At 69.9% G+C, this 22,906-nt stretch carries 21 protein-coding genes and 1 pseudogene; 11 read left to right on the top strand and 11 right to left on the bottom strand.

The annotated features are described in order from the left end of the window. Positions 1 to 2 precede the first annotated feature (2 nt). Genes AQJ54_RS06255 through AQJ54_RS06235 form a run of 5 tightly spaced genes read right to left on the bottom strand, consistent with a single transcriptional unit; the run spans position 3 to position 5,730 of the window. Positions 3 to 803 carry an ABC transporter permease gene (locus tag AQJ54_RS06255; RefSeq protein WP_062026709.1) on the bottom strand — a complete coding sequence of 267 codons (801 nt, stop codon included), beginning with the start codon at positions 801 to 803 and terminating at the stop codon, positions 3 to 5. After that, complete coding sequence (locus AQJ54_RS06250; RefSeq protein WP_062234594.1) at positions 804 to 1,733, bottom strand: ABC transporter permease; 930 nt, start codon at positions 1,731 to 1,733, stop codon at positions 804 to 806. After that, a complete protein-coding gene (locus AQJ54_RS06245; RefSeq protein ID WP_062234961.1) occupies positions 1,733 to 2,884 on the bottom strand; it encodes an ABC transporter ATP-binding protein in 1,152 nt (383 codons plus the stop codon). The genes AQJ54_RS06250 and AQJ54_RS06245 overlap by 1 nt, the downstream gene beginning before the upstream one ends. A gap of 5 nt (positions 2,885 to 2,889) precedes the next feature. Then, on the bottom strand, positions 2,890 to 4,137 hold the full coding sequence (locus AQJ54_RS06240; protein ID WP_062234591.1) for an ABC transporter substrate-binding protein: 1,248 nt from the start codon (positions 4,135 to 4,137) through the stop codon (positions 2,890 to 2,892). A gap of 57 nt (positions 4,138 to 4,194) precedes the next feature. Further along, positions 4,195 to 5,730: a gamma-aminobutyraldehyde dehydrogenase gene (locus tag AQJ54_RS06235; protein WP_062234957.1), complete on the bottom strand. Its 1,536-nt coding sequence runs from the start codon at positions 5,728 to 5,730 to the stop codon at positions 4,195 to 4,197. A gap of 211 nt (positions 5,731 to 5,941) precedes the next feature. Here AQJ54_RS06235 and ybiA point away from each other — a divergent pair, with 211 nt between their 5' ends. Then, a complete protein-coding gene (ybiA, locus tag AQJ54_RS06230) occupies positions 5,942 to 6,511 on the top strand; it encodes a riboflavin biosynthesis intermediates N-glycosidase (protein WP_062234588.1) in 570 nt (189 codons plus the stop codon). Positions 6,512 to 6,518: 7 nt separating this feature from the next. Here the strand turns inward: ybiA and AQJ54_RS06225 are convergent, their stop codons facing one another. Beyond that, complete coding sequence (locus tag AQJ54_RS06225) at positions 6,519 to 7,196, bottom strand: DUF4190 domain-containing protein (protein WP_062234953.1); 678 nt, start codon at positions 7,194 to 7,196, stop codon at positions 6,519 to 6,521. A 550-nt stretch (positions 7,197 to 7,746) separates the two neighbouring features. Between AQJ54_RS06225 and AQJ54_RS06220 the strand changes: the two are divergent. The 3 genes and pseudogenes from AQJ54_RS06220 to AQJ54_RS06210 all read left to right on the top strand — a co-directional run bounded on the left by AQJ54_RS06220 (position 7,747) and on the right by AQJ54_RS06210 (position 10,959). Continuing rightward, a pseudogene (locus AQJ54_RS06220) lies at positions 7,747 to 8,812 on the top strand (adenosine deaminase). Positions 8,813 to 8,898: 86 nt separating this feature from the next. Next, positions 8,899 to 9,594: a glycerophosphodiester phosphodiesterase gene (locus AQJ54_RS06215; RefSeq protein ID WP_062234584.1), complete on the top strand. Its 696-nt coding sequence runs from the start codon at positions 8,899 to 8,901 to the stop codon at positions 9,592 to 9,594. 195 nt (positions 9,595 to 9,789) lie between these two features. Further along, positions 9,790 to 10,959 (top strand): serine hydrolase domain-containing protein, encoded by a 1,170-nt coding sequence (locus tag AQJ54_RS06210; protein WP_062234581.1) that lies wholly within the window; start codon positions 9,790 to 9,792, stop codon positions 10,957 to 10,959. Here AQJ54_RS06210 and AQJ54_RS06205 read toward each other — a convergent pair. The 4 genes from AQJ54_RS06205 to AQJ54_RS06190 form a co-directional block, all read right to left on the bottom strand. Next, the gene (locus AQJ54_RS06205) at positions 10,952 to 11,467 is read right to left on the bottom strand and encodes a hypothetical protein (protein ID WP_062234578.1); all 516 of its coding nucleotides are present in this window, start codon (positions 11,465 to 11,467) and stop codon (positions 10,952 to 10,954) included. The genes AQJ54_RS06210 and AQJ54_RS06205 overlap by 8 nt on opposite strands. A gap of 60 nt (positions 11,468 to 11,527) precedes the next feature. Further along, a complete protein-coding gene (locus tag AQJ54_RS06200) occupies positions 11,528 to 11,953 on the bottom strand; it encodes an SRPBCC family protein (RefSeq protein ID WP_062026718.1) in 426 nt (141 codons plus the stop codon). A gap of 139 nt (positions 11,954 to 12,092) precedes the next feature. After that, positions 12,093 to 13,283 carry a polyamine ABC transporter substrate-binding protein gene (locus AQJ54_RS06195; protein ID WP_062234575.1) on the bottom strand — a complete coding sequence of 397 codons (1,191 nt, stop codon included), beginning with the start codon at positions 13,281 to 13,283 and terminating at the stop codon, positions 12,093 to 12,095. 184 nt (positions 13,284 to 13,467) lie between these two features. Then, a complete protein-coding gene (locus AQJ54_RS06190; protein ID WP_062234573.1) occupies positions 13,468 to 14,907 on the bottom strand; it encodes a gamma-aminobutyraldehyde dehydrogenase in 1,440 nt (479 codons plus the stop codon). A 170-nt stretch (positions 14,908 to 15,077) separates the two neighbouring features. Here AQJ54_RS06190 and AQJ54_RS06185 point away from each other — a divergent pair, with 170 nt between their 5' ends. The 7 genes from AQJ54_RS06185 to AQJ54_RS06155 all read left to right on the top strand — a co-directional run bounded on the left by AQJ54_RS06185 (position 15,078) and on the right by AQJ54_RS06155 (position 21,982). Further along, positions 15,078 to 15,593, top strand: coding sequence for an Lrp/AsnC family transcriptional regulator (locus AQJ54_RS06185; RefSeq protein WP_062026720.1), 516 nt, complete (start codon positions 15,078 to 15,080; stop codon positions 15,591 to 15,593). Between the two features lie 19 nt (positions 15,594 to 15,612). After that, on the top strand, positions 15,613 to 16,977 hold the full coding sequence (locus AQJ54_RS06180; protein ID WP_030315771.1) for an aspartate aminotransferase family protein: 1,365 nt from the start codon (positions 15,613 to 15,615) through the stop codon (positions 16,975 to 16,977). Positions 16,978 to 17,178: 201 nt separating this feature from the next. Next, positions 17,179 to 17,919, top strand: coding sequence for an ABC transporter ATP-binding protein (locus AQJ54_RS06175; protein ID WP_020138785.1), 741 nt, complete (start codon positions 17,179 to 17,181; stop codon positions 17,917 to 17,919). After that, a complete protein-coding gene (locus AQJ54_RS06170) occupies positions 17,901 to 19,274 on the top strand; it encodes a hypothetical protein (RefSeq protein WP_062234566.1) in 1,374 nt (457 codons plus the stop codon). Before AQJ54_RS06175 ends, AQJ54_RS06170 begins: the two co-directional genes overlap by 19 nt. 167 nt (positions 19,275 to 19,441) lie before the next feature. Then, complete coding sequence (locus AQJ54_RS06165) at positions 19,442 to 19,861, top strand: VOC family protein (RefSeq protein WP_062234563.1); 420 nt, start codon at positions 19,442 to 19,444, stop codon at positions 19,859 to 19,861. 144 nt (positions 19,862 to 20,005) lie between these two features. Beyond that, the gene (locus tag AQJ54_RS06160) at positions 20,006 to 21,127 is read left to right on the top strand and encodes an LOG family protein (RefSeq protein WP_062234560.1); all 1,122 of its coding nucleotides are present in this window, start codon (positions 20,006 to 20,008) and stop codon (positions 21,125 to 21,127) included. A 147-nt stretch (positions 21,128 to 21,274) separates the two neighbouring features. Beyond that, positions 21,275 to 21,982 carry an LAETG motif-containing sortase-dependent surface protein gene (locus tag AQJ54_RS06155; protein WP_062234557.1) on the top strand — a complete coding sequence of 236 codons (708 nt, stop codon included), beginning with the start codon at positions 21,275 to 21,277 and terminating at the stop codon, positions 21,980 to 21,982. Positions 21,983 to 22,112: 130 nt separating this feature from the next. On the opposite strand, the gene AQJ54_RS06150 is transcribed toward AQJ54_RS06155, so the two are convergent. Next, complete coding sequence (locus AQJ54_RS06150; protein ID WP_062234554.1) at positions 22,113 to 22,901, bottom strand: maleylpyruvate isomerase family mycothiol-dependent enzyme; 789 nt, start codon at positions 22,899 to 22,901, stop codon at positions 22,113 to 22,115. Positions 22,902 to 22,906 lie beyond the last annotated feature (5 nt).

The following is a 22,906-nucleotide window of genomic DNA, read 5'->3' as shown; positions in this document are numbered from 1 at the left end:
GCTTACGCCTTTTGCTTGTTACGGCGGTTGCTGATCACCATCGAGGTCAGCACCAGGAGTACGGCGACCAGGAACATGGCCGTACCGATGACATTGATCTGCACCGGGGTTCCGCGCTGCGCCGATCCCCAGACGAACATGGGGAAGGTGACGGTCGAGCCCGCGTTGAAATTGGTGATGATGAAGTCGTCGAAGGAGAGCGCGAAGGACAGCAACGCGCCCGCGGCGATTCCGGGGGCCGCGATGGGCAGGGTCACCCGGAGGAAGGTCTGGACGGGACTCGCGTACAGATCCCGGGCCGCCTCCTCCAGGCGGGGGTCCATCGACATCACGCGCGCCTTGACGGCGACGACGACGAAGCTGAGGCAGAACATGATGTGGGCGATCAGGATCGTCCAGAAACCCAGCTGGGCACCCAGGTTGAGGAACAGGGTGAGCAGCGAGGCCGCCATCACGACCTCGGGCATCGCCATCGGCAGGAAGATCAGCGAGTTCACGGTGCCCCGCGCACGGAACCGGTAACGGACCAGAGCGAAGGCGATCATGCTGCCGAGGACGGTCGCGCCGACCGTCGCCCAGAAGGCGATCTGGAGGCTGATCGACAGCGAGCCGCACATGCCGACGACCCCGCAGGGGTCCTTCCAGGCGTCCGTGGAGAACTGCTGCCACTGGTAGTTGAAGCGCCCCTTCGGTTTGTTGAAGGAGAACACCGTGACGACGACGTTCGGCAGCAGCAGATATCCGAGCGTGATCAGCCCGGCGATGACGACGAGATTGCGCTTGAGCCAGTTGACGAGGGCCATTTAAACCAGATCCTCCGTCCCGGACCTGCGGATGTAGAAGGTGACCATGAGGAGAATCGCGGCCATGAGGATGAAGGAGAGGGCTGCCGCGGTCGGATAGTCCAGAATCCGCAGGAACTGGGTCTGGATGACGTTTCCGATCATGCGGGTGTCAGTCGAGCCGAGGAGTTCGGCGTTGACGTAGTCACCGGCCGCCGGGATGAAGGTCAGCAGCGTCCCGGAGACCACGCCCGGCATCGACAGCGGGAAGGTCACCCTGCGGAAGGTGGTGACCGGCTTGGCGTACAGGTCGCCGGCCGCCTCGTGGAGCCGTCCGTCGATGCGCTCCAGGGAGGTGTAGAGCGGCAGGATCATGAACGGCAGGAAGTTGTACGTCAGACCGCAGACCACCGCGAGCGGCGTGGCCAGCACGCGGTCGCCGGCGGTCCAGCCGAGCCAGTTGGTGACGTCCAAGACGTGCAGCGTGTTGAGGGCGCCGACGACCGGGCCGCCGTCCGCGAGGATCGTCTTCCAGGCGAGGGTGCGGATCAGGAAGCTGGTGAAGAAGGGCGCGATCACCAGGACCATGATCAGGTTCCGCCAGCGGCCCGCGCGGAACGCGATCAGGTACGCCAGCGGGTATCCCAGCACCAGACAGAGGATCGTGGCGGCACCGGCGTACAGGATCGACCGCAGGAACTGCGGCCAGTACTCGGACAGCGCGTCCCAGTAGGTGGCGAAGTGCCAGGTGACCTTGTAACCCTCCTCCAGGGAGCCCGTCTGCACGGACGTGGAGGCCTGGTAGATCATCGGCAGCGCGAAGAAGACCAGCAGCCACAGGATGCCGGGCAGCAGCAGCCAGTACGGCGTGAGGCGGCCCCTCCTGCGGGGCGGCTTCTTCTCCGGCGCGGTCGGCGAGAGAGGCGGGGGCGCCTCGGTGAGCGTCGCCATCAGACCGTCGCCTCTTCCTGGATGCCGGCGTCGATGTCCTGGGCCGCGTCCAGACCGAAGGTGTGGGCCGGGTTCCAGTGCAGGACGACCTCGGCGCCGGGCACCAGGCGGGCGTCGCGGTCGATGTTCTGGGCGTAGACCTCGAACTCGGGGCAGACGGGGCTGTCGATGACGTACTGCGTGGAGACGCCGATGAAGGAGGAGTCGGCGATCGTCCCGGTGATGCGGTTGCGGCCCTCGGGGATCTCCCCGGCCTGGTCCGCATGGGTGAGGGTGATCTTCTCCGGCCGGACACCGACGAGCACCCTGCCGCCGGTCGCCGTGGGACCGGCGTAGCGCGCCTCGGGCAGGACCAGCTTGCCGCCGCCCGCCTTCAGGACGATCTCGCCGCCGCTCTTCGAGTCGACCTCGGCCTCGATGAGGTTGGAGGTGCCGAGGAAGTTGGCGACGAAGGTGGTCTGCGGGTTCTCGTACAGGTCGGTCGGCGAGCCGAGCTGCTCGACGCGGCCCGCGTTCATCACGGCGACCGTGTCGGCCATGGTCATGGCCTCCTCCTGGTCGTGGGTGACGTGCACGAAGGTGATGCCGACCTCGGTCTGGATGCGCTTGAGCTCCAGCTGCATCTGGCGGCGCAGCTTGAGGTCGAGGGCGCCGAGGGGCTCGTCCAGCAGCAACACCTTGGGGGTGTTGATCAGCGCCCGCGCCACGGCCACGCGCTGCTGCTGGCCACCCGACAGCTGGTGCGGCTTCTTGCGCGCCTGCTCCCCCAGCTGCACGAGCTCCAGCATGTCCTCGACCTGCTTCTTCACGGACTTGATGCCGCGCCGGCGCAGACCGAAGGCGACGTTCTCGAAGATGTCGAGGTGCGGGAAGAGGGCGTACGACTGGAAGACGGTGTTCACGGGCCGCTTGTAGGGGGGCAGCCGGGTGACCTCCTGGTCGCCGAGGTGCACGGTGCCGGTGGTGGGCTCCTCCAGGCCGGCGATCATGCGCAGGGTCGTCGTCTTGCCGCAGCCGGAGGCGCCGAGCAGGGCGAAGAAGGAGCCCTGCGGGACGGTCAGGTCCAGTGGGTGCACGGCGGTGAAGCCGTTGTCGTACGTCTTGCTGATACCGGAGAGGCGGACGTCGCCGCTGTTGTCTGTCGTCGTCATCTTCGTCACGCCCCTGTGAGCTTCGCGAACTTCTGCTGGTAGGCCGTCTCTTCCTTCGCCGTCAGAGCGCGGAAGGCGTGGGACTTGGCCTGCATGGCCCTGTCGGGGACGATCAGCGGGTTGCTCGCCGCCGTCTTGTCGATCTTGGACAGATAGGGCACCACTCCCGCGACCGGGCTGACGTAGTTGACGTAGGCGGCGAGTTCGGCGGCCGGTTCGGGCTCGTAGTAGTAGTCGATGAGCCGCTCTGCGTTCGTCTTGTGCCGGGCCTTGTTGGGGATCAGCATGTTGTCGGTCGACGTCATGTAGCCGCTGTCGGGGATGACGTAGCCGACGTCCGGGTTGTCCGCCTGCAGCTGGACGATGTCGCCGCCCCAGGCCACGCACGCGGCGAAGTCGCCCTTGGTGAGGTCGGACGTGTAGTCGTTGCCGGTGAAGCGGCGGATCTGTCCCTTGTCGACGGCCTTCTGGAGCCGGGCGATGACGGCGTCGTAGTCGTCGTCGGTGAACTTCGCCGGGTCCTTGCCCATGTCCAGCATGGTCATGCCGACGGTGTCACGCATCTCGGTCAGGAAGCCGACGCGGCCCTTGAGCTTGGGATTGTCGAGGAGGTCGGAGATCGACTTCACCTCGACGCCGTCGAGGGCCTTCTTGTTGTAGGCGACGACGGTCGAGATGCCCTGCCACACGTACGAGTAGGCGCGGCCCGGGTCCCAGTCGGGGCTGCGGAACTGGTCCGAGAGGTTGGCGAAGGCGTGCGGCAGGTTCGACACGTCCAGCTTCTGGACGTAGCCGAGCCGGATCATGCGGGCGGCCAGCCAGTCGGTGAGGACGATCAGGTCGCGGCCGGTGTCCTGGCCCGCGGCGAGCTGCGGCTGGATCTTGCCGAAGAACTCGTCGTTGTCGTTGATGTCCTCGGTGTACTTGACCGTGATGCCGGTCCGCTTGCGGAACGCGTCCAGCGTGGGGTGGTGCTTCTCGCTGTCGTCCACGTCGATGTACTCGGGCCAGTTGGAGAAGTTGACCTCCTTCTCCTTGGCCGAGTGGTCGTCGGCGGACTGGCCGCCCTGTGTCTTGCCGGCCGCGGGGATGCCGCAGGCGCTCAGCGCGCCGAGGCCACCGACGGTGAGCGCGCCGCCTGCGGAGGCGCGCAACAGGGACCGGCGGGTCATCGCCGCCCGGCCGTTGCGAAGGCTGCGCCGCATCGCGGCCGCCACGGCCGGCGACAGGCGGTCGGGCTCGTACTGCTCCATGCGCTGGTGCCCTTTCGGGAAAGTGGGCGGCCGCTGGTCGGGCGGCCTGAACGACGGCTATCGGTCCCCGAAGATCGTGCGGTGCCAGTCCTTCGCGGCAACCGCAGTGTTGTCGAACATGACGTGCTTGATCTGCGTGTACTCCTCGAACGAGTACGCGGACATGTCCTTGCCGAAGCCGGACGCCTTGTACCCGCCGTGCGGCATCTCGCTGATGATCGGGATGTGGTCGTTGACCCACACGCACCCGGCCTTGATCTCCCGCGTGGCGCGGTTCGCCCGGTAGACGTCCCGGCTCCAGGCGGAGGCGGCGAGCCCGTACGGAGTGTCGTTGGCGAGCCGGATGCCCTCGTCATCGGTGTCGAACGGCAGCACGACCAGCACCGGCCCGAAGATCTCGGACTGGACGATCTCGCTGTCCTGGGCGGCGTCGGCGACGAGGGTGGGCTTGTAGTACGCCCCCTTGGCGAGCTCCCCGCCGGGCACCTCCCCACCGGTCACCACGCGCGCGTAGCCGCGCGCACGGTCGACGAACCCGGCGACCCGGTCCCGCTGGACGTGCGAGATCAGCGGCCCGAGATCAGTGCCGGCGGCGAACGGGTCGCCGAGCCGGACGGTCTCCATGAGGGCGGCGGTCCGCTCCACGAAGGCCTCGTACAGCGGCCGCTGCACGTACGCGCGCGTGGCGGCCGTGCAGTCCTGCCCGGTGTTGATGAGCGCGCCGGCGACGGCCCCGTGGACGGCGGCCTCCAGATCGGCGTCGTCGAAGACGACGAAGGGAGCCTTGCCACCGAGTTCCAGATGCAGCCGCTTGACGGTGGCGGTGGCGATCTCGGCGACCCGCTTGCCGACCGCGGTCGACCCGGTGAAGGAGGTCATGGCCACGTCGGGATGGCCGACGAGACGTTCCCCGGCCTCCTTCCCGGTCCCGGTGACGATGTTGACGACACCGTCCGGAATCCCCGCGTCGGTGGCGGCCTGGGCGAAGAGAAGCGAGGTGAGAGGCGTGATCTCAGCGGGCTTCAGGACGATGGTGTTGCCGGCGGCGATGGCCGGAAGGATCTTCCAGGCGGCCATCTGGAGCGGATAGTTCCAGGGCGCGATGGACCCGACGACCCCGATGGGCTCCCGCCGCACATAGGACGTGTGGTCCCCGGAGTACTCCCCGGCGGACTGCCCCTGAAGATGCCGCGCGGCCCCGGCGAAAAAGGAGGTGTTGTCGATGGTCCCCGGGACGTCGAACTCCCGGGCCAGTTTCAGCGGCTTCCCGCACTGGAGGGACTCCGCGCGGGCGAAGTCCTCGGCCCGGTCGGCGAGCACGGCGGCGAACCGGTGCAGGGCGTCGGACCGCTCACCGGGAGTGGCGCCCGCCCAGCCCGGGAAGGCCGCACGAGCAGCGGCGACGGCGGCGTCGACATCCTCCGCGCCCGCCAGCTCGTAGGTGAGGACCTCCTCCCCGCTCGCGGGGTCCACGACGGCGTGCGTACGCCCGGAGGTCCCCTTGGTGAGACGCCCGCCGATGAACTGCGCGCCTTCGGCGAACCGCTCCTGGGCCGCGAACCGGTCCGGGGTGGCACTGCCCGGCTTGTGCATGTCGCTCTCCTCCGCCGTCACCCCTCGGCTCCCGAGGGTGGGTGGCGTAGCTCCAGCTCGATTTGAGTGCCGATCCTGACAGAGCAATGACACTCCTACAAGTGATTCCGTTGTTGCCTTTCGGTTACGCGACGGAATCTGTCGACCAGGTGTCGAGTCGTCCCCGAAAAGGAAGGACGTAGTGTCAGTGGTGCCTGTCAGACTCGCGTGCATGGGGAAGATCACGGGGAAGATCGACACACAGGACGCCCTGGTCAAGCAGGTCCGAGCAGGCGCACACATCAAGTATCTGCACTTCTGGGGACATCGCCCGCGTCCGGACGGCCGCGTCGGCGCGAGCTGCCTGAGCCAGTGGTGGCCGTCACCGTTCGTGGTCGACGGAGTGACCTATGCGACCGCGGAGCACTGGATGATGGCGGGCAAGGCGCGGCTTTTCGAAGACCGGGAAGCGGAGACGCGGGTTCTGAACGCCGGACACCCGTCCGAGGCCAAGAAGGCGGGCCGTCTGGTGCGCGGCTTCGACGAGCAGGTCTGGCAGCGGGAGCGCTTCGCCATCGTCGTCGAGGGCAGCGTCCACAAGTTCGCGGCCCACGACGACCTGCGCGCGTTCCTCCTGGGCACCGGCGACCGGGTGCTGGTGGAGGCCAGCCCGGTCGACCGCGTGTGGGGCATCGGCCTCGCCGCGGACGACGAGGCGGCTAGCGACCCTGAGCGCTGGCGCGGCCCGAACCTGCTGGGCTTCGCGCTGATGGAGGCGCGGGAGCGCCTCAGAGCCGCCTGATCAAACGTCAGTACTGCTGGGCCGCCGCGACGACGGGCAGGGAGCCGTCGTAGTAGTCGGGCTCGTCGTCGGAGTTGACGGCGGCCACGATGACGAAGGCCATGAAGACGAGCATGATCAGGCCGAGGATCGTCCCGATGATCCCGGTGATGAAGCCGGCCTGCGCCTGTCCACGGTTGGTGGCCTCACCGCGCTCGGCCCGCTTGCGTCCCTTGATACCGAAGACGATGGCGAGGACACCGAGGATGAGCGAGAGGATGCCGTAGACGCAGAACAGGGCGCAGGACAGGATGCCCAGCACCATCGCGGCGACGCCCATCCCGTTCTGCGGGGGCATGGGCGGGGCCCAGCCGTAGCCCTGCGGGGCTTGCGGGGCCTGCGGATAGCCGGGGTATCCGTACCCGGCCCCGGCACCAGGGCCGCCGGGACCACCGGGGGCGATGGGAGGCGGCGGCACGAACCCGGGCCCACCGGGGCCCTGCTCGGGGGCGGGGTAGCCGTAACCGGGAGTGGGGCCCGCGGGGGCGGGGGGCGGAAAGCCGTACCCGTCACTGGGCACCGACGTCACGGTGTTCTGATCGTGCACGGAGGGCGGCGGCGGGCTCTTCTCCAACGAGGGCCCACTCTCCGGCGCGGCCCACGGGTCCCGCCCACCCTCCCCACCCGACTGCGTTCCCTCTGCCATGCCCATGTCCCCCTTGGTCGTTCGTACGGCCATGCTACCCGGGAGGGCAGCGGGGGTGGGCTTGAGCAGGGGGGATGTGGGGGTGCGGGTCCGTTTGGGGCGCCTAGGGGGGTGCCGGGTTCGGTTGTCGGGCGGGTGCGGGTCCGTCGTGGCTGGTCGCGCAGTTCCCCGCGCCCCTGAGGGGTTGCAGTCCACCTGCGCCACGACGGAACCGTCAGCCGCGCGCGCCCGCCCCAACGGACCGTTGGCCGCGTACGGCGCGCAGGGGACGGGGTGGGGGGTGTCCGCCCGCAGCGGCCGGCGTCCAGAACCGGGCACCTCTGAAGGGACCGAGCCGCCGGACCGAGGACGGATACCCCCCACCCCGGCACCGACCCACCCACCGCACGGAACGCGCTACGCACGCCCCCACCGGACCGCAAGAGGCCGCCGCAGGCCTCCAGGGGCGCGGGGAACTGCGCAAAAACGCCCGCCCCCACCGACGCCGCAGACAAACACCCGCACCCAGCCACCACACCCCCCGTCCTACGATGACCAAACAGATCAGCCGATCAGGGAAGGCCCACATGCCGACGACACCCGACACCAACCCCCTCCCCGCCTTCATCGCCGAACTGCCGAAGGCCGAACTACACGTCCACCACGTCGGCTCCGCCTCCCCCCGCATCGTCTCCGAACTCGCCGCCCGCCACCCCGACTCCAAGGTCCCCACCGACCCCGAAGCCCTCGTCGACTACTTCACCTTCACGGACTTCGCCCACTTCATCGACGTCTACCTCAGCGTCGTGGACCTGATCCGCACCCCCGAGGACGTCCGGCTCCTGACCTTCGAGGTCGCCAGGGACCTCGCCCGCCAGCAGGTCCGCTACGCCGAGCTCACCATCACCCCGTTCTCCTCCACCCGCCGCGGCATCGACGAGCGCGCGTTCATGGAGGCGATCGAGGACGCCCGCAAGGCGGCGGAGTCCGAGTTCGGCACGATCCTGCGCTGGTGCTTCGACATCCCCGGCGAGGCAGGTCTGGAGGCCGCCGAGGAGACGGTACGGCTCGCCACCGACGACCGCCTCCGCCCGGAGGGCCTCGTGAGCTTCGGGCTCGGCGGCCCCGAGATCGGCGTCCCCCGCCCCCAGTTCAAGCCGTACTTCGACCGGGCGATCGCGGCCGGCCTGCACTCCGTTCCGCACGCCGGCGAGACGACCGGCCCGGAGACGGTGTGGGACGCCCTCACCCACCTCCGCGCCGAGCGCATCGGCCACGGCACCAGCTCCGCCCAGGACCCGAAACTCCTCGCGCACCTGGCCGAGCACCGCATCCCGCTGGAGGTGTGCCCCACCTCCAACATCGCCACCCGGGCCGTCCGCACCCTCGACGAGCACCCGATCAAGGAGTTCGTGCGGGCTGGGGTCGTCGTCACGATCAACTCCGACGACCCGCCGATGTTCGGCACCGACCTCAACAGCGAGTACGCGGTGGCGGCGAGGCTCCTGGACCTCGACGAACGCGGCCTGGCGGAACTCGCGAAGAACGCCGTCGACGCGTCCTTCCTTGACGAACCCGGCAAGACCAGGATCAAGGACGAGATCGACAGCCACACCGCCTCCTGGCTCGCCCCCTGAGCCCACCGCGGCGAACCACCACAGCGAACCACCACAGCGAACCGACCGCAGGGAACCCGCCACAGCGGACCCACCACAATGGACGCATGCAGAAGCTGACGGCCGTCGCACACCGCGGCGCCCCCTACCGCGTCCGTGAGAACACGATCGACTCCCTGCGTACCGCGCTCGACCTGGGCGCGGACGCGGTGGAGGTCGACGTACGGCTCACCAGGGACGGCGTGCCGGTCCTGCTCCACGACCACACGCTGAAACGCCTGTGGGAGCACGACCGTCCGCTGCTGTCCCTGTCCGCGGACGAGGTGCGCGGGCTCACCGACGGCCGGGTGCCGACGCTCGCGGAGGCGTTGCGGGCCACCGAGGGCGACCGTCTGATGCTGGACCTGCCCGGCACCCGCGAGGTCCGGGTCGCCCGCCGCATCGTCGACGTGGTCCGGGAGGAGGGTGCCCAGGACCGCGTCTACTACTGCGCCGACACCGGCGCCATGCTCGCCGTCCGCGAGGCCGACCCGTCCGCGGAGATCGCGCTCACCTGGACGAGCCTCGCGCCCCCGCGCCCCGCCCTGCTGAACGCGGTCAAGCCCCGCTGGCTCAACTACCGCTTCAGCCTCATGGACCGGAACCTCGCCGAACGCATCCACACGGACGGGTACCTGATCTCCGTGTGGACCCCCGACACCCGCCGCTCGATGCGCCGGCTCGCCGAGATGGGCGTCGACTCGATCACGACGAACCGAGTGGACCTGCTCTGCGCCCTGCGAACGGCCGACACCGCCGGGTAGCACCCCTGAGCCCGGACCACGTCGCCCTTCCGGTCAGCGCCCCTCCCTTAGGGGGATTCTCCGGGCAACTCCTCTGCAGAAGGAGTGAGTTGCTCAGGGTTCCACCAGGGTGCAGGCCCTCCTCCATGAGGATCCCGCCCGCTCCACGGCCCCGCAGGATGATCACACACCATCCACGTCCCCAGGAGCCGACCCGTGCCTGACCTCCGTCGCAGAAGCCTCCTCGCCGGCAGCCTCGCCGCACCCCTGACCGTCGCCCTGCCCGCCTCCCCGGCTACCGCGCACACCGCCTCCGGGCCGGCCTCCCCTGCGACCGCGCACACCGCCTCAGGCCCGGACGCCAAGGCATTACGTGCCGCGATCGCCGGGCTTCCGGACGCGGACGCCACCGCCGCCCTGGTGCGGGTCGGCGGCCGGGACGGCAGGTGGCGGGGCAGTGCGGGCGTGCACGACCTGGAGAGCGGGCGGCCCGCCGACCCGGACGCCCGCTTCCGGGCCGGGTCCACGACGAAGGTGGTGACGGCGGCGACGGTACTGCGGCTGGCCGCCGAGGGGCGGATCGACCTGGACGGGCCGGTCCAGCGCCATCTGCCCGGTGTCCTCGGCAGCCGGTTCCAGCCGGTCACCGTCCGCCAGTTGCTGAACCACACCAGCGGCATCCCGGCGGGCGACGGTCTCGGCACCACCTTCGAGGAGCTCTACGCCCGCCGCTTCGAGACGCTCGACCCGCAGCGGGTGGCCGCGTCCGCGGGCGCCAAGGAGCCGGAGTTCGACCCAGGAAAGCGGCAGCACTACCTCAACATCAACTACACGTTCCTCGGCCTGCTGATCGAGCGGGTGACGGGGCGACCGTACGCCTCGGAGGCGACCCGGCTGGTGCTGGCGCCCGCCGGGATGCGGGACACGTACTTCCCGGGCACCGACCCGCGCATCCTCGGTCCGCACAACCAGGGTTACCAGGCGGTGCGGAGGGCCGACGGGACCACGGAACTCCTCGACGTCACGGAGTGGAACCAGGCGGACCGGTTCGCGGCCGGGGACATGATCTCCACGACCGCGGACCTGGAGCGCCTGCTCACCGGCCTCTTCCGGGGCCGGATCGTCCCGCGGCCGCTGATGAGGGAGCTGTTCGCCGTCCCGGCGGACATCACGGGCGCGAGTTACAGCGCGGGCGGCCTCCAGCGCTACGAGTCCGGAGGGACGGTGTACTGGGTCAAGACCGGTGGCCGGTACGGCTACAACTCGGCGATCGCCGGTACCTGCGACCTGCGCCGCACGATCGTCTACTCGGTCAACTCCACCGACGCCAAGAGCGAGGACGCGAACCCGGTCGTCGGCCGGATCATCACGGCCGCACTCAAGTAGCAGGCACGGCCCGGACGCCGGGCTGGGTGAGCGCCTCCAGCCGCTTGATCCTCCTCCGTACGACGTACAGCGGCACCACTCCGACCACCCCGAACGCCATGTCGAGCACGCTCCACCAGAACGGGATGCCCCGGATCGGTCCGCAGATCAGGGCGAGCGGGATGATCCCCGCGCAGGCGATCATCCCGAACTCGACGACCCAGACGTTGCGGACCGGGTCGCGGTAGGGGCCGTAGAAGGCGACCGCGATGACCAGGTGGGCGAAGGCCAGCCAGTCCGTGCCGTAGAGGAGGAAGGGATAGTCGGCGTCGGCGGTGTCGAGTCCGCGCCGGACGCGGGTGATCCAGTCCGTGAGGGCGTCCGGCGCGGGCAGGTGACGCAGCACTTCCTCGGTCCACCGCAGCTCGTGGACCAGTGGGAACGCGGTGGCCCCGCTGAGCACCAGGCAGACGACGAAGACCACCAGCCATGCGCGGATGCCCCTGAGTTGGGCGGCTCTGTCGCTCATGGCAGCAGCGTACGCCCGGAATTGAACATGTTCAAAATATTAGGAGGGCCAGGGTTCCTCTCAGGACGCCGCCGCTGTCTCCGCCAGTTTCTGGAACTCGCCGAGGTCGTAGTTGGCGAGGACCGAGTCCAGGTTGGTCAGGGCGCCGAGGTGCTCGATGAATCCCTGCGGGTCGTACTCGATCTGGAGGGTCACCCGGCTCGACGTGTCGCTGAGCCGGTGGAAGGTGACCACGCCCGCGTGATGCACGCCCTCCACCGTGTGCCAGGCGATGCGGTCCTCCGGGACGACCTCGGTCAGCTCCGCGACGAAGTTCCGGTCGGCGCCGGGCAGTTGGAGCTGCCAGGCGAAACGGCGCTCGTCCAGCCGGTCCACCAGACGTACGTGGCTCAGGAAGGCCGGCCACCGGGTCACATCGCTCCACAGCGACCACGCGACGGCGACGGGGGCCTCGATATCGACCGTTTCCACGAGCGACGCGGACATGCGCTACCTCTCCTCCGACGGGTGCAGTGCGAAGCGGATACCCCCGCCGCAACGGCACACACCGTCGCTGGAACGACCACAGGGCCGGCGGAATGACCCACAGGCCGGCAGAACGGCACACGCGGCCGCCGGCCCCCGCTCACAACCCCACGATCGCGTTCCACCGCTTGGCGAACCCGACCCGCCCCTTCGCCGTGATGTCCCGCGCGATCACCAGCCGTTCGCGCATCTCCGCGTCCGGGAAGATCAGCGGGTTCTCGGCGAGCGCCGCGGTGTCCTCGTCCTTCGACGCGGCCAGCACCTCGCGCGCGGCGGGGACGGGGCAGACGTAGTTGACCCAGGCGGCGAGTTCGGCGGCGACCTCGGGCTCGTAGTAGTAGTCGATCAGCCGCTCGGCGTTGGTCTTGTGCAGGGCCCGGTCCGGGATCATCAGGGAGTCCGACCACAGCTCCGCGCCCTCCTCGGGGACGACGAAGCGGATGTCGGGGTTGTCGGCCTGGAGCTGGATCACGTCCCCGGAGTAGGCCTGGCAGGCCAGGACGTCGCCGGTGACGAGGTCCTTGGTGTAGTCGTTGCCGGTGAAGCGGCGGATCCGGCCGCTCCTGACGTACTTCTCGACCTGGTCGCAGACCTCGTCGAAGTCGTTCGCCGTCCACCGGGTGATGTCGACGCCGTTGCCCTGCATGAGCAGTGCGAAGGCTTCGTCGAGCCCCGAGAGCAGGGTGACCCGGCCCTTGAGGTCGCTCGCCCAGAGGTCCTTCACGTGCCGGATCTCGCGGCCCAGTTTCCTGCGGTTGTACGCGATCCCGGTGATCCCCGACTGCCACGGCACGGTGTACCTGCGGCCCGGGTCGAAGGCGGGGGAACGCAGCAGCGGGTCAAGGTACTTCGTGACGTTCGGCTGCCGCGCCCGGTCCATCTCCTGCACCCAGCCCAGCCGCACGAAGCGCGCGCACATCCAGTCGCTCATGACGATGAGGTCGCGTCCGGTCTGCTGGTGGTTCATGAGGGCGGGGCTGATCTTGCCGAAGAACTCGTCGTTGTCGTTGATCTCCTCGACGTAGTCGACGGCGATCCCGGTGCGCTTCCGGAAGGCGTCCAGCGTCGGCCGCTTCGTCGCGTCGGAGTCGTCCGTGTCGATGTACAGCGGCCAGTTCGCCCAGGTCAGCCGCTTGTCGGCGGCGGAGCGATCGGGTATGGCCCGATCGCCCGCCGACACGTAGGCGGCGGGCACACCGCAGCCGGCGAGCCCGCCCGACACCGCCCCACCACCGAGCGCGCGCAGCAAAGTCCGACGGGAGAGCGGAGACGTCCGCGGTGCAGGTGGCATTGCCGCAGCTTGCCGCCCCGCACCGCGGCCCGGCAATCGACGCAGCGTCGAGGACAGCGGGGTGCGGCGGACACCCTGTCGAGCGCCCTGCGCATCTCGGAGGGCCGAGCCTGCACCCACCTAGGGGCGCGGGGAACTGCGCGACCAGCCCCCACGCACCCGCAGACGACCTACGGCCTTCGACCTACGCGTCCAACGACGTCATCACATGCTTGATCCGCGTGTAGTCCTCGAACCCGTACCCCGACAGGTCCTTGCCGTAGCCCGACTTCTTGAACCCGCCGTGCGGCATCTCCGCGACCAGCGGGATGTGCGTGTTGATCCACACGCACCCGAAGTCCAGCTTCTTCGACATCCGCATCGCACGGCCGTGGTCCTTGGTCCACACCGAGGACGCGAGCGCGTACTCGACCCCGTTGGCCCAGGACACGGCCTGCTCCTCGTCGGAGAAGGACTGCACGGTGATGACCGGCCCGAACACCTCGTTCTGGATGATCTCGTCGTCCTGCTTCAGCCCCGACACCACGGTCGGCGCGTAGAAGTACCCCTTGTCGCCGACCTGGTGACCGCCCGCCTCGACCTTCGCGTGCGCGGGCAGCCGGTCGATGAACCCGGAGACCTGCTTGAGCTGGTTCGGGTTGTTGAGGGGACCGAACAGCACGTCCTCGTCGTCCGGCTGCCCCGTCTTCGTCTCGGCGGCGGCCTTCGCCAGCGCGGCCACGAACTCGTCGTGGATCGAGGACTGCACCAGCACGCGCGTGGCCGCCGTACAGTCCTGACCGGCGTTGAAGAAGCCCGCGACGGAGATGTCCTCGACGGCCTTGGCGATGTCGGTGTCCTCGAAGACGACGACCGGCGCCTTGCCGCCCAGCTCCAGGTGCACCCGCTTCAGGTCCCTGGACGCGGACTCGGCGACCGACATGCCGGCCCGCACGGACCCGGTGATGGAGGCCATCGCCGGGGTCGGGTGCTCGACCATCAGCCGCCCGGTGTCGCGGTCACCGGTGATGACGTTGAAGACGCCCTTGGGCAGGATCGACCCGATGATCTCGGCGATGAGGACGGTCGAAGCCGGCGTCGTGTCCGACGGCTTCAGCACGACCGTGTTGCCCGCGGCGATCGCCGGCGCGAACTTCCACACCGCCATCATCATCGGGTAGTTCCACGGCGCGACCTGCGCGCAGACGCCGACCGGCTCGCGGCGGACGATCGAGGTGAGGCCCTCCATGTACTCGCCGGCCGAGCGGCCCTCCAGCATCCGCGCCGCACCGGCGAAGAAGCGGATCTGGTCGATCATGGGCGGGATCTCCTCGTCCCGCGTGAGCCCGATCGGCTTGCCGGTGTTCTCCACCTCGGCGGCGATGAGCTCCTCGGCCCGCTCCTCGAACGCGTCCGCGATCTTCAGCAGGGCCTTCTGGCGCTCGGCGGGCGTCTTGTCCCGCCAGACCGGGAAGGCGGCAGCCGCGGCGGCCATCGCCGCGTCCACGTCCGCCTGCCCGGACAGCGGCGCGGTCGCGTACGCCTCACCGGTCGCGGGGTTGACCACGTCCGTGGTCCGTCCATCGGCGGCGTCCCGGAACTCACCGTCGATGTAGTTGCGCAGACGACGCAGCTCGGTGCTCACTGCCGGCCTCCTGAAGGGGTTGGAACTGTCCACTGACTGAGACACCCACCCTAATCCGGCAGCCCACGTTTTCAACACCCCCGATCGCGCCAAGGCTGCGAAATCCGCAGGTCTCCGTAGCGTAAACAACGGATTTCATCGCCACGGCCTTGCGGAAGTGTCGAGACGTCGTGCACAGTGACGTCGTGGCCAGTCGAAGCGCAGACCCCAGGGACTCCCGTGAGTCCAGGAACGGCACCCCGCATCTGGATGCCGTCTCCCTCGCCATCATCGAACAGCTCCAGGAGGACGGCCGCCGTCCGTACGCCGCGATCGGCAAGGCCGTGGGCCTGTCCGAGGCGGCCGTGCGCCAGCGCGTCCAGAAGCTGCTCGACCAGGGCGTGATGCAGATCGTCGCCGTGACGGACCCGCTCACCGTGGGCTTCCGGCGCCAGGCGATGGTCGGTATCCACGTCGAGGGCGACGTGGAGTCCGCGGCCGAGGCCCTGACGGCCATGCCGGAATGCGAGTACGTGGTGATGACCGCCGGCTCGTTCGACCTCATGGTGGAGATCGTCTGCGAGGACGACGACCACCTCCTGGAGGTCATCAACCGCCGTATCCGGGCCATCCCCGGAGTGCGCTCCACCGAGAGCTTCGTCTATCTGAAGCTCAAGAAGCAGACCTACATGTGGGGAACCCGATAACCGTGAGGACCCGATAACCGTGAGCTCCAAGGACCTCAGCCGCACCGCGTACGACCACCTGTGGATGCACTTCACCCGCATGTCGTCGTACGAGAACTCCCCGGTCCCGACCATCGTCCGGGGCGAGGGCACCTACATCTACGACGACAAGGGCAAGCGCTACCTCGACGGCCTCGCAGGCCTGTTCGTGGTGCAGGCCGGTCACGGCCGCACGGAACTCGCCGAGGCCGCCTTCAAGCAGGCGCAGGACCTGGCGTTCTTCCCGGTGTGGTCCTACGCCCACCCGAAGGCCGTCGAACTCGCGGAGCGCCTCGCGCAGCACGCGCCCGGCGACCTCAACAAGGTCTTCTTCACCACCGGCGGCGGCGAGGCGGTGGAGACCGCCTGGAAGCTCGCCAAGCAGTACTTCAAGCTGACCGGCAAGCCCACCAAGCACAAGGTCATCTCCCGCGCGGTCGCCTACCACGGCACCCCGCAGGGCGCCCTGTCCATCACCGGCCTGCCGGCCCTGAAGGCTCCCTTCGAGCCGCTGGTCCCGGGCGCGCACAAGGTCCCGAACACCAACATCTACCGCGCCCCGCTGTTCGGCGACGACCCGGAGGCCTTCGGCCGCTGGGCCGCCGACCAGATCGAGCAGCAGATCCTCTTCGAGGGCCCGGACACCGTCGCGGCCGTGTTCCTGGAGCCGGTGCAGAACGCGGGCGGCTGCTTCCCGCCCCCGCCCGGCTACTTCCAGCGCGTGCGCGAGATCTGCGACCGCCACGACGTGCTGCTGGTCTCGGACGAGGTCATCTGCGCCTTCGGCCGCCTGGGCACCATGTTCGCCTGCGACAAGTTCGACTACGTCCCGGACATGATCACCTGCGCCAAGGGCATGACCTCGGGCTACTCCCCGATCGGCGCCTGCATCATCTCCGACCGCCTGGCCGAGCCGTTCTACAAGGGCGACAACACCTTCCTGCACGGCTACACCTTCGGCGGCCACCCGGTCTCCGCGGCCGTCGGCCTCGCCAACCTCGACCTGTTCGAGCGCGAGAACCTCAACCAGCACGTCCTCGACAACGAGGGCGCGTTCCGCTCGACCCTGGAGAAGCTGCACGACCTGCCGATCGTCGGCGACGTCCGCGGCAACGGCTTCTTCTACGGCATCGAGCTGGTGAAGGACAAGGCGACCAAGGAGTCCTTCAACGACGAGGAGACCGAGCGCGTCCTGTACGGCTTCCTCTCCAAGGCCCTGTACGACAACGGTCTCTACTGCCGTGCCGACGACCGCGGCGACCCGGTCGTCCAGCTCGCCCCGCCGCTGATCTCCGACCAGGGGACCTTCGACGAGATCGAGCAGATCCTGCGCGCGACCCTCACGGAGGCCTGGACGAAGCTCTAGCCTTCGACGCGTTCGGCGATTCAGCCGCTTGTACGACCCGGGGCGCACCCGTCCGAGTGACAGGGATGCGCCCCGGGCCGCGTGCTGTCCGGGGTCGCGCCCCCGTTTCCCTAGCGTGCCTGGTAACCGATCGGCCCTGTCTTCGTTCCCCCGCACGGGGGATCAGCACGGCACAACGGATCTGATACGAGGTGTACGCCCATGGAGGCCCCGCCCGACAACGACGTGCTCTGGGCACGCTCCCTGCACTTCACCCACCGCGACGGCTCGCCGGCGCTCCAGGGCGTCTCCCTCGGAGTGCGCGAGGGCGAGATCCTCGCCGTGAGCGGCCCGCGCGGCAGCGGCAAGACCGCGCTGCTGAGATGCCTGTCGGGGCTCACCCCGGCCCAGCGCGGCGAGGTCTGGTTCAACAGCGCGCCCGTGCACACCATGGGCCCGATGACCCGGGAGCGGCTGCGCCGGGACCGCTTCGGGTGGATCGACCCAGCCCCGGTGCTCGTCCCGGAGCTCAACGCCTGGGAGAACGCGGCCCTGCCCCTCATGCTGCGCGGCACCGGCCGCCGGCGGGCCCGGACGGCCGCGCTGGAGTGGCTGGAGCGCCTCGACATCGGCGACCGCACCCGCAGGCGCCCGCACGAGCTGACCCAGTCCGAGCGCCAGCGCGTCTGCATCGCCCGCGCCCTGGCCCCGGCCCCGTCGGTGCTCTTCGCGGACGAGCCGACCGCCCCGCTGCACCGGGCGGACCGCGGCCACGTCCTGCGCACGCTCACCACGGCCGCCCGCTCCCACGGCATCACCGTGGTCCTGGCGACGCACGACACCGACACCGCGGCCCTGGCGGACCGTACCGTCACCCTCCTGGACGGCCGCCGGGTCAACACCGTGCACCTGCCCCCGATGGCCGACCCGGAAGGCCGTACCGCGTGCTCGCTCTCCGTCTGACCCGGGGCGCCCGTCCCGCCGTACAACTGCGCCGCCTGCTGGTGGCCCTGGCGTCGGCGGGCACGGGCTTCCTCCTCCTGTGCACCCTCGGCCACGCGATGAGCCACCCCGAGGACCCCTCCGGCTCCCTGCTCAGGCTGGCCTGGTGCCTGACCCCGCTGGCCGCCACGGTCCATCTCGCCCTGGCCGTGGCCCGCACCGATCCGGGCACCCGTCCGCGTCCGGGGCTCGCGGCGATCGGTCTGGGCCCGGCCCGGCTGATGGCCGTGTCGGCGGCGACCACGGCCCTGTCCTGCCTGCTCGGCTCGATGCTGGCCCTGCTGTTCTTCCTCCACCTGCGAGGCGATCTGACGGGCATGCCCTTCGACGGAGCGGCGGCGGACTTCCTGGCCGCGGGCTCCCCCCTGCCCCTGCCCGCCGCCCTGACCCTGCTGGCCCTGGTCCCGGCGATCGCGTCGGTGACGGTGGCGCTCGTCCTGCGCCCCCGGGACGACCGGCCGGCGTCGGCGAGGAGGGAAGCACGGTCGTACGGCCGCTTCGGGGCGTACGGCCGGACGACGGCGAGGGAGCCGTTCGGCGCGTACGGCCGCTTCCGCGCGCGTCAGGGTGCGGGGGAACCCGGAGACGGGGCCAAGGCCGCTCCCGCCGCCGTGGAGGAGGAACAGCGCCCGGGTCGCGACGAGGGTGCCGCCCTCCCCCTGGTGCCCGACCACGGCGGTGCCCTGGACGGCACCCTCCCGGCGGCCCCCGGGGAAGCTCCCAAGGGCCTGCCCTGGGGCGTCGCCGTGCTCGCCGCGGGCCTTGCGGTGGAGGCCTACGCCCACCGCACCGCCGGCTCCGCCCACACCCCGCTGCCCGCCGGCCTCAGCGGCGCCCCCTCCGTCCTGGTCGGCTGGCTGCTCACGGCGGTGGGTCTCGCGGTGGCCGGCCCCGGCCTCACCCACCTCTGCGGCCGCCTCCTCCAGTCGACCCGGCCCGGAGCCCTGCGCCTCCTCGCGGGCCGCGTCCTGATGGCGGAGGCCACCCGCATCGGCCGCCCCCTCGGCGTCGTCTGCGCGGTGGCCTCCGGGACGTACGCGATGGCCCTGCTGTACGACCCGACGGGTCCCGAGGTCGGCCCCCTCACCACCGTCGGGGTGCTCCTGGTGACCGGCTGCACGCTCGCCACGCTGCTCACGGCCGCCGTGGAGGCGAAGCAGGCGAGGTCGGACACGACCGCCGCCCTCCTGCGGCTCGGCGCGCCCGCCACGATGCTCCGCAGCGCGGCGGCCCTGCGCGCCGGCGCCCTGCTGGCCCTGTTCGGCCCGCTCACCCTGGTCGTGGCCGAGCTGGCGGCGCTCCCGTTGACTCCCTAGCCGAAGACCGCCGAAGACCGCCGGTGTCCGCCGGTGTCCGCCGAAGGTCACAGAAGGTCGCCGAAGGTCACAGAAGGTCGCAGAAAAAAATCTCTCCCCACCGATGAGTTCCGCCGCACCCGCCCGTCTACCCCCCGTAACGCACGCACCCGATGGGAGAGACTCCGATGACCGCTCCGGCCTACCAGCAGATGATCTTCGTCAACCTGCCCGTGAACGACCTCGCCGCCTCGAAGAAGTTCTTCACCGAGCTCGGCTACTCGCTCAACGAGCAGTTCAGCGACGACAACGCGGCCTCCGTCGTGATCAGCGACACGATCGTCGCGATGCTGCTCACCAAGCCGTTCTACGCGACCTTCACCAAGAAGGAGATCGCGGACGCGACCAAGACCAGCCAGGTGCTGATCTGTCTGAGCGCCGAGAGCCGCGCGAAGGTGGACGAACTGGTCGAGAAGGCGGTCGCGGCAGGCGGCACCGCCAACGACGACGTCCAGGACCAGGGCTTCATGTACGGCCGTTCCTTCGACGACCTCGACGGCCACAACTGGGAGGTCGTGTGGATGGACCCGGCGGCGATCCAGGGCTGAACTCCGGGCCGGAGTCCGGCAGCGATCCAGGGCTGAACTCCGGGCCGGAGTCCGGCAGCGATCCAGGGCTGAACTCCGGGCCGGAGTCCGGCAGCGATCCAGGTCCGAGCCCGAGGCCGGAACCCGGCGTGCGAGCATGGGCGGGTGCAGACGAGCCCCGCCCACGCGGCACACCACGACGACCGTGAGATCGAGACGCTGGAGGAGTTCGACGCGGTCGTCTCGGCCCGCGGCGCACTGACCGGCTTCCGCGTCCAGGCGGTCGATCTGACCGACCGGACACGGGAGTTGCTCGCCACCGACACCGCGGGCACCGTCTTCCTCGGCTGCCCCATGCGGGAGAACGCGGCGGCGAAGATCCGCTCCGACGGGGCCCTGGTCTTCCCGCCTGTCCCGGGCCTCCCCTTCGACCCCTACCGCGGTCTCCTCTACTCCCCCGACGAACTCTTCGACGGGCTGGACAAGGGCTACGAACAGACCCCCGACGCCCTCGCGTACGCCTGGTTCCAGCGCACCAAGGCCGACCGCGACATATACGCGTCGACCCTGCGCGCGGTCCACGACGACGCCGTCTCCGACGCCCTCGACGAACTGCTGCCCGGCGCACGGGTCGTGGGGGTGATGGGCGGCCACGCGATGGCGCGCGGGACCGAGGAGTACGCCGGCGCCGCCCGCCTCGGGCGTGAACTGGCCCGTGCGGGGCTCACCGTGGCCACCGGTGGCGGACCGGGCGCGATGGAGGCGGCCAACCTCGGCGCCTACGCGGCCCCCTTGGAGGACGCCGTCCTGGAGGAGGCCTGTGAACTCCTCGGCGCGACACCGTCGTTCACGCCCTCGATCACCGACTGGGCGCGCGCCGCCTTCGAGGTCCGCGCCCGCTGGCCGCGCGGCGGCGGTTCGGTCGGCATCCCCACGTGGTTCTACGGCCACGAGCCGCCCAACGCCTTCGCGTCGCACATCGCCAAGTACTTCGCCAACGCCACCCGCGAGGACGGTCTGCTCGCCCGCTGCAACGCCGGGGTGGTCTTCCTGCCGGGCGCCGCCGGGACCGTGCAGGAGATCTTCGACAACGCGACGCCCAACTACTACGAGTCGCGCGGCGAACCGACCCCGATGGTCCTCGTGAACCGTGCGCACTGGACGGAGCGGCTGCCGACCTGGCCGTTGCTCCAGGCGCTGGCACGGGAGCGGTCAATGGAGGCCCGAATCGCCCTGGTTGACCGGATCGAGGAGGCTCCGGGGGCACTGAAACGTCTCGCTGTGTAATAAGAAGGTAAAGCCAACGGGTATAGGGTGCCTACACGTTGACACTACTTATGCAGCGCTTATAGACCTGTGAGACTCGTGGGGACGGTGATGACACATCACCATCCCGTCCACCCCCCGCATTTGCGCACCCCGTGAAGGACGAACGTGGCATTCACGCCCATATCCCGCCGTACCTCCCGCGCCGCGCGCTTCCTCGGCGTCGCCGCCGCCTCGACCGCGATCGTGCTCGGCGCCTCCAGCAACGCCCTCGCCTGCAACATCAAGGAGTTCTCCGCCGAGGCCAAGTGTGACGGCACGCAGGGCGTCATCAGCGTCACGGACGTGGACCGGACCGGCGTCGAGGCAACCGTCTCCGTGTACCTTCAGAGCAACGGCGGCGACGCCAAGAAGGTCGGCGAGAAGGCGGTGAAGGGCTCCAAGAAGGGCACCACCATCACCTTCGAGGAGGATTGGGCGCCCAACGCCGAGTACCGCATCCACGTCGAGGCCCTGCCCTACATCCAGGGCGAGAACATCACGCCCAACCTGATCACCCCGGCAACCGCCTGCAAGACCGAGGACACGCCGACCCCGACGGCCACGCCTACGCCCACTCCGTCGGACTCCGCCAGCACTCCGGCAGAGGACACCCCGACCCCGACCGCGACCCCCTCGGCCTCGGAGGGCACCACCGCTCCGGCCACCGTGGAGAGCAACGCCCCGTCGGCCGCGGTCGGCGACTCCAACCTCGCCGAGACCGGCGCCAACTCCAACACCGGCCTGATCGCCGGCATCGCGATCGCGCTCGTGGCGATCGGCGGCGGCGCGGTCTTCTTCGGCCTGCGCCGTCGTGGGGCGAGCAGCTCCCGCTGACGCGCACAGCAGTACGGCGGCCCGCCCTCTCAACGGGGGCGGGCCGCCGCGTTGTTCGCCGGAGGCCGTGTTCGGCTGAGGCCCTGTTCACCGGAGACCTTCCTCACCGGGAGGTCCGCCGGCGACAAGCTCACCCGAAGCTCGCCCGCTCCAGCCAGAACTCCAGCAGCTTCCGCTCACCGAGCACCTCCAACCGGGGGCTGTCCAACGGAAGTCGGCGGTAGAAGGCGAGCATGACGGAGGTCAGCGGCCCGCGCAGCGCGACGGTGGCCTTCTCGTGCCCGCGCCGCCAGTCGATGACGTCCTCGGTGAACCGGATCAGCCACTCCGCGTTCAGCTCCGCGCCCGTGTCGGTGGCGTGCAGATGGATGCTGCGCCCCGGGCCCCGCAGCTCCCGTGACTCGTCGTCCGGCATGGTCCGCTGCGCGAACTCCACGATCTGGAGCCACTCGTCGATGGCGTCGGCGGCGATCTCCGGGGCGACCTCGTAGGGCTGGCCGGCGGCGAACGTGGCGTCGGCGCGGTGGACGGTCAGCTCGTGGACCATCCGCCGGGCCCAGAACCCGGAGGTCGGAACCCCGGCCCAGGACCACACCTCGGTGTCCGGCCCGGCCTCCCGCAGCGTGGCGACGAGTGCGTCACCGGTCTCGGCGAGCCACGCGTCCAGCTCACCCGCGTCCTCGGGCCCCTCCCCCAACGGCACCCGTTCCTCGGGCACTTCCTCCTGGGCCCGGGTCCGCACCATCAGCTCCACCCAGCGCAGGGCACCCCCGGTGTGCCGCACCAGCCGCTTCAACGACCAGTCCGGACAGGTCGGCACGGTCACCGACAGATCGGCCCCGGAGGTCACCAAGGCCCTCAACTGACCCACCTGGTGGGCGATCTCGTCGCAGTAGCGGTCGTGTGCGAGCAGCGTCATACCGG

Origin of the sequence: Streptomyces griseorubiginosus (assembly GCF_001514195.1) — a bacterium.
GTDB lineage: Bacteria > Actinomycetota > Actinomycetes > Streptomycetales > Streptomycetaceae > Streptomyces > Streptomyces griseorubiginosus.
This window is presented reverse-complemented; position numbering and strand designations above follow the sequence as displayed.

What these genes read in the sequence shown, in the direction of transcription:
- AQJ54_RS06245 (WP_062234961.1), bottom strand. Translation starts at nt 2,884, where the DNA reads ATGACGACGACAGACAACAGCGGCGACGTCCGCCTCTCCGGTATCAGC.
- AQJ54_RS06225 (WP_062234953.1), bottom strand. Translation starts at nt 7,196, where the DNA reads ATGGCAGAGGGAACGCAGTCGGGTGGGGAGGGTGGGCGGGACCCGTGG.
- AQJ54_RS06175 (WP_020138785.1), top strand. Translation starts at nt 17,179, where the DNA reads ATGGAGGCCCCGCCCGACAACGACGTGCTCTGGGCACGCTCCCTGCAC.
- AQJ54_RS06255 (WP_062026709.1), bottom strand. Translation starts at nt 803, where the DNA reads ATGGCCCTCGTCAACTGGCTCAAGCGCAATCTCGTCGTCATCGCCGGG.
- AQJ54_RS06150 (WP_062234554.1), bottom strand. Translation starts at nt 22,901, where the DNA reads ATGACGCTGCTCGCACACGACCGCTACTGCGACGAGATCGCCCACCAG.
- AQJ54_RS06250 (WP_062234594.1), bottom strand. Translation starts at nt 1,733, where the DNA reads ATGGCGACGCTCACCGAGGCGCCCCCGCCTCTCTCGCCGACCGCGCCG.
- AQJ54_RS06215 (WP_062234584.1), top strand. Translation starts at nt 8,899, where the DNA reads ATGCAGAAGCTGACGGCCGTCGCACACCGCGGCGCCCCCTACCGCGTC.
- AQJ54_RS06235 (WP_062234957.1), bottom strand. Translation starts at nt 5,730, where the DNA reads ATGCACAAGCCGGGCAGTGCCACCCCGGACCGGTTCGCGGCCCAGGAG.
- AQJ54_RS06165 (WP_062234563.1), top strand. Translation starts at nt 19,442, where the DNA reads ATGACCGCTCCGGCCTACCAGCAGATGATCTTCGTCAACCTGCCCGTG.
- AQJ54_RS06200 (WP_062026718.1), bottom strand. Translation starts at nt 11,953, where the DNA reads ATGTCCGCGTCGCTCGTGGAAACGGTCGATATCGAGGCCCCCGTCGCC.
- AQJ54_RS06205 (WP_062234578.1), bottom strand. Translation starts at nt 11,467, where the DNA reads ATGAGCGACAGAGCCGCCCAACTCAGGGGCATCCGCGCATGGCTGGTG.
- AQJ54_RS06240 (WP_062234591.1), bottom strand. Translation starts at nt 4,137, where the DNA reads ATGGAGCAGTACGAGCCCGACCGCCTGTCGCCGGCCGTGGCGGCCGCG.
- AQJ54_RS06195 (WP_062234575.1), bottom strand. Translation starts at nt 13,283, where the DNA reads ATGCCACCTGCACCGCGGACGTCTCCGCTCTCCCGTCGGACTTTGCTG.
- ybiA (WP_062234588.1), top strand. Translation starts at nt 5,942, where the DNA reads ATGGGGAAGATCACGGGGAAGATCGACACACAGGACGCCCTGGTCAAG.